Annotated in this window: 10 protein-coding genes; all 10 read left to right on the top strand. The window is 59.6% G+C overall.

What is annotated here, in order from left to right:
• Window positions 1-67: 67 nt before the first annotated feature.
• The gene (rnr, locus tag CXK96_RS13690) at window positions 68-2,602 is read left to right on the top strand and encodes a ribonuclease R (protein WP_102836996.1); all 2,535 of its coding nucleotides are present in this window, start codon (window positions 68-70) and stop codon (window positions 2,600-2,602) included.
• A complete protein-coding gene (gene rlmB / locus CXK96_RS13685) occupies window positions 2,599-3,354 on the top strand; it encodes a 23S rRNA (guanosine(2251)-2'-O)-methyltransferase RlmB (protein WP_102836995.1) in 756 nt (251 codons plus the stop codon). The genes rnr and rlmB overlap by 4 nt, the downstream gene beginning before the upstream one ends.
• A 187-nt stretch (window positions 3,355-3,541) precedes the next feature.
• Window positions 3,542-5,707 (top strand): PAS domain-containing protein, encoded by a 2,166-nt coding sequence (locus CXK96_RS13680; protein ID WP_102836994.1) that lies wholly within the window; start codon window positions 3,542-3,544, stop codon window positions 5,705-5,707.
• Window positions 5,708-5,888: 181 nt separating this feature from the next.
• Window positions 5,889-6,311 carry a 30S ribosomal protein S6 gene (gene rpsF / locus CXK96_RS13675; RefSeq protein ID WP_045424432.1) on the top strand — a complete coding sequence of 141 codons (423 nt, stop codon included), beginning with the start codon at window positions 5,889-5,891 and terminating at the stop codon, window positions 6,309-6,311.
• Between the two features lie 28 nt (window positions 6,312-6,339).
• Window positions 6,340-6,570, top strand: coding sequence for a 30S ribosomal protein S18 (rpsR, locus tag CXK96_RS13670; protein ID WP_019340128.1), 231 nt, complete (start codon window positions 6,340-6,342; stop codon window positions 6,568-6,570).
• 34 nt (window positions 6,571-6,604) lie between these two features.
• The gene (locus tag CXK96_RS13665; RefSeq protein ID WP_102836993.1) at window positions 6,605-7,498 is read left to right on the top strand and encodes a hypothetical protein; all 894 of its coding nucleotides are present in this window, start codon (window positions 6,605-6,607) and stop codon (window positions 7,496-7,498) included.
• A 20-nt stretch (window positions 7,499-7,518) separates the two neighbouring features.
• Complete coding sequence (gene rplI / locus CXK96_RS13660; protein WP_102836992.1) at window positions 7,519-7,965, top strand: 50S ribosomal protein L9; 447 nt, start codon at window positions 7,519-7,521, stop codon at window positions 7,963-7,965.
• Between the two features lie 110 nt (window positions 7,966-8,075).
• Window positions 8,076-9,470, top strand: coding sequence for a replicative DNA helicase (dnaB, locus tag CXK96_RS13655; protein ID WP_102836991.1), 1,395 nt, complete (start codon window positions 8,076-8,078; stop codon window positions 9,468-9,470).
• Between the two features lie 80 nt (window positions 9,471-9,550).
• Window positions 9,551-10,630, top strand: a complete 1,080-nt coding sequence (gene alr / locus CXK96_RS13650) for an alanine racemase (RefSeq protein WP_102836990.1) — start codon at window positions 9,551-9,553, stop codon at window positions 10,628-10,630.
• Between the two features lie 110 nt (window positions 10,631-10,740).
• Window positions 10,741-13,026, top strand: a complete 2,286-nt coding sequence (locus CXK96_RS13645; protein ID WP_102836989.1) for a YgiQ family radical SAM protein — start codon at window positions 10,741-10,743, stop codon at window positions 13,024-13,026.
• The last annotated feature ends 29 nt before the right edge of the window (window positions 13,027-13,055 follow it).

The following is a 13,055-nucleotide window of genomic DNA, read 5'->3' as shown; positions in this document are numbered from 1 at the left end:
GCGTTTCGCGCTTCAATAGATATAGGGCGTTCTGCCTCTATAAATGAATGAAAGGTGACATCTCTTAATGGCCGATTGGCAATCCCTCGATCCCGAGGCCGCACGTGAAGCGGAAAAGTACGAAAACCCCATCCCTAGTCGCGAATTGATCCTCCAGCACCTGAGCGAGCGCGGCTCGCCAGCGGCGCGTGAGCAGCTGGTGGAAGAGTTCGGATTGTCCTCCGAAGATGACATTGAAGCTCTGCGCCGCCGTTTGCGTGCAATGGAGCGTGACGGCCAGCTTATCTATACCCGGCGTGGCACCTATGCCCCGGTAGACAAGCTGGACCTGGTTTGCGGTCGCGTTAGCGGCCATCGCGACGGCTTTGGCTTTCTGATTCCCGATGACCGCAGCGACGACCTGTTCCTGAGCCCGGCGCAGATGCGTCTGGTATTCGATGGCGACCGCTGCCTGGCTCGCGTAGCCGGCCTTGATCGTCGCGGCCGCCGCGAAGGCGCCATCGTGGAGATCATCGGTCGTGCCCACGAAACAATCGTAGGTCGCTATCAGGAAGAGAGTGGCATCGGCTTTGTGATGGCCGATAACCCCAAAATCCAACAGGAAGTCCTGGTCACGCCCGGCCGTTCCATGGATGCCAAACCGGGTCAGTTCGTCGAGATCAAGATCACCCACTGGCCCACTCAGCGGTTTCAGCCTCAGGGCGATGTGGTCGAGGTGATCGGCAACTACATGGCGCCCGGTATGGAGATCGATGTCGCGCTTCGCAGTTTCGATATTCCGCATGTCTGGCCGGATGCGGTCAAGCGTGAAGCCTCCAAGCTCAAGCCGGAAGTCGAGGAAAAGGACAAACAGAAGCGCGTCGACCTTCGCCATCTGCCGTTCGTTACCATCGATGGCGAGGATGCGCGTGACTTCGATGACGCCGTCTATTGCGAGAAGCTCAGTGGCTGGAAGCTGTTTTCCGGTGGTTTCCGTCTGTACGTGGCGATTGCCGACGTTTCGCACTATGTGAAGGTTGACTCGGCGCTGGATCAGGAAGCCGAAGTGCGTGGGACTTCGGTGTACTTCCCCGAGCGGGTTGTCCCGATGCTGCCGGAAGAGTTGTCGAATGGGCTCTGTTCACTGAATCCGCACGTCGACCGCCTGGCAATGGTCTGCGAAATCACCCTGAGCAAATCGGGGAAAATGACGGATTATCAGTTCTACGAAGCGGTCATCCATTCCCACGCACGGCTGACCTACAACAAGGTCAGCAGCATGCTGGAGCAGCCGTCTTCAGCCGAAGGTAAGCGCCTCGTAGGTGAGTACGGTGAGGTGCTGCCTCATCTCAAGCAGCTCTACGCGCTGTACAAGATACTGCTCAAGGCGCGCCATACCCGCGGGGCAATCGATTTCGAGACGCAAGAAACCCGCATTGTTTTCGGTGCAGGGCGCAAGATTTCGGAAATCAAGCCAACCGAGCGCAACGATGCGCACAAGTTGATTGAGGAATGCATGCTCTGCGCTAACGTGGCCACAGCACGTTTCCTGCAAGACCATGAGATTCCTGGCTTGTACCGTGTGCATGATGGCCCGCCGTTGGAGCGCCAAGAAAAGCTCCGGGCATTTCTCGGTGAGCTGGGCCTTACATTACACAAGGGCAAGGAGGGGCCGACGCCCAAGGATTACCAGGCGCTGCTTGAGCATATCCAGGGTCGTCCCGACTTCCACGTGATTCAAACGGTCATGCTGCGTTCGCTTAGTCAGGCGGTCTATAGCCCCGATAACAACGGGCATTTCGGCCTGAATTACGAGGCCTACGCACATTTCACATCGCCGATTCGCCGCTACCCCGACCTGTTGATTCATCGGGCGATCCGCAGCGTGATTCGCTCCAAGCGCGATACGTCCCATGTCCGCCGGGCGGGCGCGACCAGCATGCCTAAAGCGCGCATCTACCCGTATGACGAGGCTGCGCTGGAGCAGTTGGGCGAGCAGTGCTCGATGACCGAGCGCCGCGCTGACGAAGCGACCCGTGATGTTGTGAACTGGCTGAAATGCGAGTTCATGAAAGACCGCGTCGGTGAGAATTTCCCCGGCGTCATCACGGCCGTGACCGGCTTCGGTCTGTTCGTCGAACTGACTGATATCTACGTCGAAGGACTGGTGCACGTAACGGCGATGCCCGGCGACTACTACCACTTCGATCCCCTGCATCATCGTCTCTCCGGGGAGCGTAGTGGGCGCAGTTTCCGTCTTGGTGACAGCGTCGAGGTGCGCGTCATGCGTGTCGACCTGGACGAGCGCAAGATTGATTTCGAGTTGATTGGCGGTGGCAGCAATACCGGGATCGGCGAGCGAGGTGCCTCTGACGCCCGCGGCGCGCGCAAGGACGGCCGCAGCAAGAAGAGCGCCGATGCACCTTCATCGAGGGGCCGGGAATCAGTCAGCGATGACGTGCGCAAGAGTCGTGAAATGAAAAAGGCGCTGCTGAGCGACGCCAAGGCAGGCAAGCCCTCGAAGAGCAAGCCCAAGCGCAGTAGCACGAAACCGAAAGCAACCGGCAAGGCGGCGCCAAAGTCCGACGGTGCCTCGCCGCGCAAGCGTAAGGCCAAGCCATGAGTGATCTTGAAAAGATCTATGGCCTTCATGCCGTCGAAGCGTTGCTCCGCCATCACCCGAAGCGGGTCAAGCAGATCTGGTTGGCAGAGGGGCGAGACGATCCGCGCGTGCAGAGCCTGCTGCAGTTAGCTGCCTACTCCAAAGTGCGCGTCGGTCAGTGCGAGCGTCGCGAAATGGACGCCTGGGTCGAGGGCGTGCATCAGGGCGTGATTGCCGAGGTCAGCCCCAGTCAGGTTTGGGGCGATGCGATGCTAGAGGAGTTGCTAGATCGGACCGAGGGTGCACCCTTATTGCTTGTGCTCGACGGTGTAACGGACCCGCATAATTTGGGAGCCTGCCTGCGTACTGCCGATGCGGCCGGCGCACTGGCAGTGATCATCCCGAAGGACAAATCCGCCACACTGAACGCTACGGTGCGCAAGGTGGCCTGTGGAGCTGCTGAAGTCATTCCGCTGGTCGCCGTCACCAACTTGGCTCGAACGCTGGAAAAACTGCAACAGCGGGGCCTGTGGATCGTCGGCACGGCTGGAGAAGCCGAGCAGGAGATCTACGATCAGGATCTCAGTGGGCCGATCGTCATGGTAATGGGGGCCGAGGGCAAGGGCATGCGGCGCCTGACCCGTGAGCACTGCGACTTCCTGGTTCGCTTGCCCATGGGCGGCAGCGTCAGCAGTCTCAATGTCTCGGTTGCCACCGGGGTATGCCTGTTCGAAGCCCTGCGTCAGCGACGCTCTGCACGGCGCGCCAGCTAGTGCCCGCATAGCCGGGATTTTCCCGTTAGGAACGTTGGCTTCAGCGGAAACGGATCGTTTTCGCTGCGGTCAATTGTCCGTTCTGAATCTGACGCAAGATCGTCACTTTTTGCTTGGCTGGGCGTCGGGTTGTCCGGGCGCCAGCTTATGGTTGCAGCCAGCGCCAGGCTTGCATCACGGAGGTGGTATGTCGCAACGCCCTTCTTTCGAGGCCCTGTTCAGGGTTTCGCCAAACGCCTACCTGCTGCTCGATCCCGATCTGGTGATCCTGGATGCGAACGCGGCGTACCTGAAGCTGACCGCGCGCAGCCTCGAAGAGATTGCGGGACGGCGAATTCAGGATGCGTTTGCCGCCGACCCGCAGTTTCCTGAGTCGACTCATGTCGACGAACTGCTCGACTCGTTTGCTCGAGTCCTGAGTACCAAGGCGTTGGATACTCTTCCCGTGATCCGCTATTCAATCGCGGTCAACTCCAGCAGCGGTGCGGCGTATGAGGACCGCTATTGGAGCGCGACACATACGCCACTGCTGGATGACCAGGGCGAAGTCGTCGCCATCCTCCAGCACACTGTGGATATCACCGAGCTGCAGCAGCTGAAGGATTCCATGCGCTCGGCTGAATCGTCTGGACAACCGGCGCAACAGATCGAGGCGGCGATCATTTCCCGCGCGCGGTTCATCCAGGATGAAGGCAATCAGCTGCGCCGATTGTTTGCACAGGCGCCTGGTTTCGTCTGTTTTCTGCGCGGCCCCGAGCACGTATTCGAGCTGGTCAACGAGGCGTATCAGCAGCTTACCGGACACCGCCAGCTGCTCGGTAAACCGGTGCGCGACGGGTTGCCCGAGCTAGAAGGGCAGGTCTTCATGTCGCTGCTCGACGAGGTCTACCGTACGGGCGAGCCCTATACCGGCAGAGGAATGCGTGCGCTGCTGCGTCGTCGTCCAGGCGCCGAGCCCGAGGAAGTGTTTGTCGATCTGGTGTTTCAGCCAATCATCGAGCGCGATGGCCGGACGTCCGGTATTTTCGTGCTCGGCAGCGACGTTACCGAGCAGCATCGCAGTCAGCAGGAGCTGCGTGAGTACCGCGAGCATCTCGAGGAATTGGTGCGTGAGCGCACCCGCGAATTACTGGACAGCGAGTCCGCGCGCCGCGCCGCACAGGCAGCCCTGATGCAGGCGCAAAAGCTTGAGGCTGTTGGCAAGCTTACCGGGGGCATTGCGCATGATTTCAACAACATGCTGCAAATCATCGGGGGAAATCTGCAGCTGTTGCGCCGCAACATTGGCAATGACGAGACGGCTCAGCGGCGGCTGGAATCAGCCGTTGGTGGTGTAGAGAAAGGTGCTCGTCTGGCTTCGCAGCTTTTGGCCTTCGCCAGCCGCCAGCCTTTGCAGCCGCAGTCCGTGGACATCGGTAATTTGCTGGATCAGATGAGTGAGCTGCTCAATGGCGCCTTGGGGCGCGCGGTGCAGGTTGAAGTCGATGTGGCGCCCGGTCTGTGGCCGGTGTTGGCCGATGTCGGCAATCTGCAGGCGGCAATACTCAATCTCGCGGTCAATGCGCGCGACGCGATGAGCGGTGGCGGCACCCTCTGCCTGCGTCTGCGCAATTGTGATCTGGGCTCAAGCGAGCTTGCCGGGCAGCCTGGGGTCGAGCCCGGTCCATTCGTGGAGCTCGCAGTTACCGATGTGGGCGAGGGCATGCGTCCGGAAATCCTCGAGCGCGCGTTCGAGCCCTTCTTTACCACGCGTAAAGACAGCAACGCGTCCGGTCTAGGTCTGAGCATGGTTTATGGCTTCGTCAAGCAAAGTGGTGGATTCGTTGTGCTGGAAAGCGACGAAGGCGAGGGTACGTCGGTCCGGGTCTACTTGCCGTGCAAGGTTGCTTTGGGCGAACAAGGTATCGATTCTGTTGGGATGTCCGAGCAGCGCGGGTCGGTACCAGCATCGTCCGAACAGATCGAGGCGGAGTCCGCTTCAGGTCTGAGGATTCTCTTCGTTGAAGACGATCCGACGCTGCGCATGCTCACAGGTGAAGTCATGGACGAGCTGGGACACCAGGTCAGCCTTTGCGAGTCGGCCGAGGCTGCGCTTAAGCAACTCGAACAGCATTCATTCGACGTCTTGCTTACTGATGTCGGGCTGGCCGGCATGAGCGGCATAGAGCTGGTTCGAGAGGCCAGGATGCGCGATGCCAGCCTGAGTGTCGTTATCGCTTCGGGCTACGCAGTCGATGCGCGGGAAGTGGGGCTGGATGACCTGCGTACCATGCTCAAGCCCTACGATATCCACCAGGTCCGATCGTTGCTTGAGAGCATCCACGCCGAGCGGACCATCGCCGGGCGCGATTGATCGCGGGTTGGTTAAATATTCACCAAATCGCCTTGCGTGGTTGTCCGGGCTTCTCTAGAATTGCGCCCCTTGCCCGGATGGCAGGCGTTTGCGCGCCTCTCTGGCTGGCAAGTCAACATAACTGATTCACTCCTTGCCTGATCCGCGTGGTGCGGCAGGCTGCAACCCGTAAGGAGCAACAATGCGTCATTACGAAATCATCTTTCTGGTCCACCCCGACCAGAGCGAGCAGGTTGGCGGCATGGTGGAGCGTTACACCAAGCTGATCGAAGAAGACGGTGGCAAGATCCATCGTCTGGAAGACTGGGGCCGTCGTCAGCTGGCTTATGCCATCAACAATGTTCACAAGGCTCACTACGTGATGCTGAACGTTGAGTGCAGCGGCAAGGCACTGGCTGAACTGGAAGACAACTTCCGCTACAACGACGCCGTCATCCGTAACCTGGTCATCCGTCGCGACGAAGCCGTGACTGAGCAGTCCGAGATGCTGAAGGCTGAGGAAAACCGTAGCGAGCGCCGTGAGCGTCGTGATCGCCCTGAATCTGACTCTGCCAATGAAAATGACAGTGACAGCGACAGCCGCGACAACAACGCTGACGAGTAATCCACGGACCTATTGAGGAGCCTATTTCATGGCACGTTTTTTCCGTCGTCGTAAGTTCTGCCGTTTCACTGCAGAAAACGTGAAAGAGATCGACTACAAGGATCTCAACACGCTGAAGGCCTACATTTCCGAAACCGGCAAGATTGTTCCTAGCCGTATCACCGGAACCAAAGCACGTTATCAGCGCCAGCTGGCTACCGCTATCAAGCGCGCCCGCTTCCTGGCCCTGCTGCCCTACACCGACAGCCACGGCCGTTAATCGAACTGTTGGACAGACGTAAAGGATAGATCGCATGCGCGCCCTGGCTGAGTTCATCATGCGCGGCCGTATGCAGGCAATTGTTGTGGTGGCTGGCTCTGCAGCGCTGCCAATGTTGTTCTGGCTGTCCGCTGCGGCGGGAAGTCTGGTGTTGCTGCGTCGCGGGTTGAACGACGCACTGGGCGTAGTGGCATGGGCTCTGTTGCCCGCTCTGGTCTGGTGGTACTTCGGTGATCCGCGGACCTTGCTGGTACTGCTGGGATCGTTCGGGTTAGCGCTGCTGTTGCGCAACCAGAGCTCCTGGTCTCGTGTGATGTTGTGCAGCGTAGGGCTCGGGATGTTGTACGCCTGGGCGCTGGGAATGGTTTTCGGCGAGCCAATCGCGGCACTCGCTACCGAGTTGCAGAAAGTGCTACCCGACATGCTGTCGGATGCCTATCAGCAGCTTTCGGTGGAAGAGCAAGCCCGATTGGGAGCATTGCTGGCTCCGGTTCTGACCGGTTTGTTGGCGGGGCTACTGCAGATCACCACGCTGCTCAGTCTGATGCTCGGGCGGTACTGGCAGGCCTTGTTGTTCAACCCGGGTGGGTTTGGCCTCGAGTTTCGGTCGCTGCGATTTTCAGCGTTGCCTGCGATGGTGTTGTTGATGGGCATGCTGCTGGGACCAAGTCTCGGTGTGCAGGTGGCGATGCTGGCGCCGTTGTGCAGTGTTCCGCTGGTCTTTGCCGGTATCGCACTGATACACGGGTTGGTGGCAAAGAACCGGATGTCACGGTTCTGGCTGGTGGGGCTTTACGTCACGCTGGTGCTGTTCATGCAGTTGATTTATCCGTTACTGGCCGTTATGGCCATTGTCGACAGCTTGTTTGATTTTCGCGGTCGGGCATCTCGTGATGACGATGCGGGACCTGCGAACGGTGAAGGTTAAGTTAAAGAGGTAAGACTCAAATGGAAGTCATCCTGCTAGAAAAAGTCGCAAACCTGGGCAACCTGGGCGACAAGGTAAACGTCAAGTCTGGTTACGGCCGCAACTATCTGCTGCCGCAGCGCAAGGCTACTGCTGCAACTCCGGCCAACATCGCCGAGTTCGAAGCTCGCCGTGCTGATCTGGAAAAAGCTGCTGCCGAGCGTAAGGCTTCTGCCGAAACTCGCGCCGCTCAGCTGGCCGAGCTGGAAGTCACCATCACCGCTACCGCGGGCGATGAGGGCAAGCTGTTCGGCTCCATCGGCACTCACGACATCGCCGACGCACTGACCGCCTCCGGCGTTGAAGTGGCGAAGAGCGAAGTCCGTCTGCCGAACGGCACCATCCGCCAGGTTGGTGAGTACGACGTAGCTGTGCACCTGCACACCGACGTCGAAGCGACCGTCAAACTGATCGTCATCGCTGGCTAACAGCGGCTATCGTCTGGCACCTCGGGTGCCTGACGGTTACCATCGGGCACGTTTCCACGCGAGTGGAACGTGCCCTTTGTTTTTCTGAATGCCAAAGAATTCCGAGTGCCATGAACGACATCAGTGTGCCCCAGCAGTACGACCTGGAAACCGCAGCGCTCAAGGTGCCGCCACATTCCATCGAGGCCGAGCAGGCCGTGCTGGGCGGCTTGATGCTGGACAACAATGCGTGGGAGCGCGTGTTGGATCAGGTATCGGACGGTGACTTTTACCGCCATGACCACCGACTGATCTTCCGCGCTATTTTCACGCTTGCCGAGCGAAACTCTCCCTTCGACGTAGTGACGCTCTCAGAGCAGCTGGATAAAGAAGGCCATCTGCCGCAGGTCGGTGGGCTGGCCTATCTGGGTGAGCTCGCCAAGAACACACCGTCCGTGGCAAACATCAAAGCCTACGCGCAGATCATTCGTGAGCGTGCAACGTTGCGCCAACTGATCGGCATCAGCAACGACATTGCCGACAGCGCTTATGCGCCGCAGGGGCGCACAGGCGACGAGATCCTCGACGAAGCCGAGCGGATGATCTTCCAGATCGCCGAGGCGCGCCCCAATACCGGTGGGCCGATCGGGATCAATGACATTCTGGTCAAGGCCATCGACCGGATCGACTCGCTGTTCAATGCGGGTGAGGACATTACCGGGCTGTCGACTGGCTTTGCCGATCTGGATGAGGCGACCAGCGGCCTGCAGCCCGCTGACCTGATCATCGTCGCCGGCCGTCCTTCCATGGGCAAGACCACCTTCGCGATGAATCTGGTGGAAAACGCGGCCTTGCGCTCCGATAAGGCCATCCTGGTATTCTCGCTGGAAATGCCCGCCGACTCTATCGTGATTCGTATGCTGGCTTCCCTGGGCCGAATCGATCAGACCAAGGTGCGGACCGGTAAGCTCAGCGACGACGACTGGCCGCGGTTGACCTCAGCGGTCAACCTGCTCAACGACCGTAAACTGTTTATCGACGATACTGCTGGTATCTCGCCTTCGGAAATGCGCGCCCGCACACGCCGTCTGGCCCGCGAGCATGGCGAGATCGGCATGATCATGGTCGACTACCTGCAGTTGATGCAGATTCCCGGTTCCAGTGGCGACAACCGGACCAATGAGATTTCCGAGATTTCGCGCTCGCTGAAAGGTCTGGCCAAGGAATTCAATTGCCCGGTGATCGCGCTCTCCCAGCTCAATCGCTCGCTTGAGCAGCGACCCAACAAGCGTCCGATCAACTCGGACCTTCGTGAGTCCGGAGCCATCGAGCAGGACGCCGACATCATCATGTTCGTCTACCGGGACGAGGTGTATCACCCCGAAACGGAATACAAGGGCGTCGCAGAAATCATCATCGGCAAACAACGTAATGGTCCAATCGGTACTACCCGTCTGGCGTTCCTCGGGAAGTATTCTCGCTTCGAGAACCTAGCGCCGGGCAGTTATCAGTTTGACGATGAGTAACCCGTCGACGCCCAGCGGCTTGCGGGCCTGACGGAAAGCGCCGGACAATAACGGCTCACTCCTGTCCTGAAGGGCTTTCCATGCGTCCCCTGGTTGCTACGGTCGATCTTGCCGCGCTTCGTCACAACTATCAGCTAGCCAAGCAGTGCGCTCCAGGGCGCAAAGCCTTTGCCGTGGTCAAGGCGAATGCCTATGGGCACGGTGCAGCAGCGGCGGTCGCGTGCTTGCTCGGCTTGGCTGACGGCTTTGCGGTGGCGTCTCTGGAAGAGGCGGAGCAGGTTCGGTTGGTCGACGCGAACGCACGGCTGTTACTGCTCGAAGGCTGCTTCGAGCCGAGCGAGTATGTCGCCGCGGCCGAGCTTGGGTTGGACGTTGCAGTTCAAGGCGAAGCTCAACTTGATGCGCTGCTAGCTGCAGTTATCGAGCGGCCCTTGAATCTGTGGTTGAAGCTCGACTCCGGCATGCACCGCTTAGGCTTCAGTGCCGATGCGTTGCGCCGCGCCCATGCTCGTCTGCAAGGCGCGCCGCAGGTTGCCGAACTGAACCTTATGAGCCATTTTGCTTGCGCCGATGAGCGGGGGCATCCGCTGAACGAAGCGCAGCTGGAGCAGTTCACCAGTCTTCTGGATCTCGCATTCGACAATCGCTCATTTGCCAATTCCGCCGCTGTGCTGACGATGTCAGCTGCGCACATGGATTGGCTACGTCCCGGAATCATGCTCTACGGTGCTACGCCTTTCGCCGAGCTGAGCGCTGAAACCCTGGGACTGAAGCCGGTGATGACGCTGACAGCCTCGATCATCGCAATCCGCGAGGTTCCTGTGGGCGACAGTGTCGGCTACGGCGCCAGTTGGGTCGCCCAGCGTCCTTCGCGCATCGCCACGGTGAGCTGCGGTTATGCCGATGGGTATCCACGTACGGTGCCGGCCGGCACTTGCGTGGTGATCTGTGACCGGCGAGTTCCGTTGGCTGGTCGGGTCTCAATGGACATGCTCGCTGTCGATATCACCGATCTGCCGCAAGCGGTGCTCGGGGATGCAGTGGAGCTGTGGGGCAACGAGATTCCAATTGACGAATTGGCACAGGCCTGCGGCACCATTGGCTACGAATTGCTGACCAAAGTTACCCAGCGCGTACCGCGGCGTTATATCAACGGTTGAACGCCGTTTCGCCTGTGCAGCGACGGTAAAAGCCGACCATCGTGGTCGGCCTTCCTGATCATTTTTTGTGCTATATTCCGCGCCCGTTTTCGTTGCCCCGGTTTCTAGCCATGCACGCAGCCAAGCCCCTGTTCGACTATCCCAAGTACTGGGCCGAGTGTTTCGGTCCGGCGCCATTCCTGCCGATGAGCAGGCAGGAGATGGATCAGCTCGGCTGGGATTCGTGTGATGTAATCATCGTGACCGGTGATGCCTATGTCGACCATCCGTCGTTTGGTATGGCGATCATTGGGCGGCTGCTGGAAGCCCAGGGCTTTCGCGTTGGCATCATCAGCCAGCCGGATTGGCAGAGCAAAGACGACTTCATGAAGCTCGGTCAGCCAAATCTGTTTTTTGGCATCGCTGCCGGCAACATGGACTCGATGATCAATCGCTACACGGCTGACCGCAAGGTCCGATCGGACGACGCCTACACGCCGGGCGGGCAAGCCGGAAAGCGCCCGGATCGAGCGAGCCTGGTCTACAGCCAGCGCTGCAAGGAAGCCTACACCGACACCCCGGTTGTTCTTGGCGGCATCGAAGCATCGTTGCGGCGCATTGCCCACTACGATTATTGGCAGGACAAGGTGCGTCGCTCGATCCTGATGGACGCCACGGCTGACATCCTGCTGTATGGCAACGCCGAGCGTGCCATCGTCGAAGTGGCGCAACGCCTCGCGCGCGGTGAGGCGGTCGAGCAGATCACCGATGTGCGCGGCACAGCATTTATCCGCCGTGACGCCCCGGAGGGCTGGTTCGAAATCGACTCCACCCGTATCGATCGTCCGGGCAAGGTCGACAAGATCATCAACCCCTATGTAAATACTCAAGATTTGCAGGCCTGCGCCATCGAGCAGGAAAAAGGTGCGACTGAGGACCCGAACGAGGCCAAGGTCGTTCAGCTTCTTCCCAACCCGAAGATCGAGCGCGATCGGACCGTGATCCGTCTGCCCTCGTTCGAGAAGGTTCGTAACGACCCGGCGCTATATGCTCATGCCAACCGCGTGCTGCACTTGGAAACCAACCCAGGCAACGCTCGCGCGCTGGTGCAGCGACACGGCGATCACGATATCTGGCTGAACGCGCCTCCGATCCCGCTGACAACCGAGGAGATGGACTACGTATTCGCCTCTCCGTACGCACGTGTGCCGCATCCGTCCTATGGCGGCGAGAAGATTCCCGCCTATGACATGATTCGCTTCTCGGTCAACATCATGCGCGGGTGCTTCGGTGGCTGTACCTTCTGCTCCATCACCGAGCACGAAGGCCGGATCATTCAGAACCGCTCGCACGAGTCGATCCTGCACGAGATCGAAGAGATGAAAAAGCTGCCGGGCTTTACCGGCGTGGTATCGGACCTTGGTGGGCCGACGGCCAACATGTACCGCATCGCCTGCAAAAGTCCGGAAATCGAGCAGCATTGCCGCAAACCGTCCTGCGTCTATCCGGGCATCTGCGAGAACCTCAACACCGACCACAGTTCGCTGATCGAGCTCTATCGAAAGGCCCGGGCTTTGCCAGGCGTTAAGAAGATTCTGATCGCCTCCGGGCTGCGTTACGACCTGGCTGTCGAGTCGCCGGAGTATGTGAAGGAGCTGGTTACTCATCACGTTGGCGGTTATCTGAAAATTGCGCCTGAGCACACCGAGCGCGGTCCGCTGGACAAGATGATGAAGCCGGGTATCGGCAGCTACGACAAATTCAAGCGGATGTTCGACAAGTATTCGAAGGAGGCGGGCAAGGAGCAATACCTGATTCCGTACTTCATCGCGGCGCACCCTGGCACCACCGACGAGGACATGATGAACCTCGCGCTGTGGCTGAAAACCAATGGTTTTCGCGCTGATCAGGTTCAGGCGTTCTACCCGTCACCCATGGCGAGCGCCACGGCGATGTACCACAGCGGCAAAAACCCGCTGCGCAAGGTTACCTACAAGAGTGAAGGCGTGCCCATTGTCAAAAGCGAGGAGCAGCGTCGTCTTCACAAGGCCTTTCTGCGTTATCACGACCCGAAGGGCTGGCCGATGCTGCGCGAAGCCCTGCAGCGAATGGGTCGAGCCGACCTGATAGGCAATGGCAAAAATCAGCTGATTCCGACGCACCAGCCCGCGACCGAAGGCTATCAGAGCGCCCGTCGCAAGAATTCAACGCCGGTGGGCAGTAAGAAGGCCGGGCAGGGTGGAAAAATTCTCACCCAGCACAACGGCTTGCCTCCGCGTAGCCACGACGGCAACGCGTGGGACAAGCGTGAGGAGGCCAAGGCGGCAGCTGAAGCGCGGCGTAAGGCAGCGGCCGGTGGCGGTAAGCCTGGCGGAAAGAGCCGGAAGCCATCCCAGCGTCCGGCTGTCCCTCGCTGATCGAAGCAGGCGCCTGCCTGAGGCACCTG

This window comes from Stutzerimonas stutzeri, assembly GCF_002890895.1.
In the GTDB taxonomy this organism is placed as follows: domain Bacteria; phylum Pseudomonadota; class Gammaproteobacteria; order Pseudomonadales; family Pseudomonadaceae; genus Stutzerimonas; species Stutzerimonas stutzeri_AB.
Note: the sequence above shows the minus strand (reverse complement) of the source record. Positions and strands in the feature narration are given on the sequence as shown.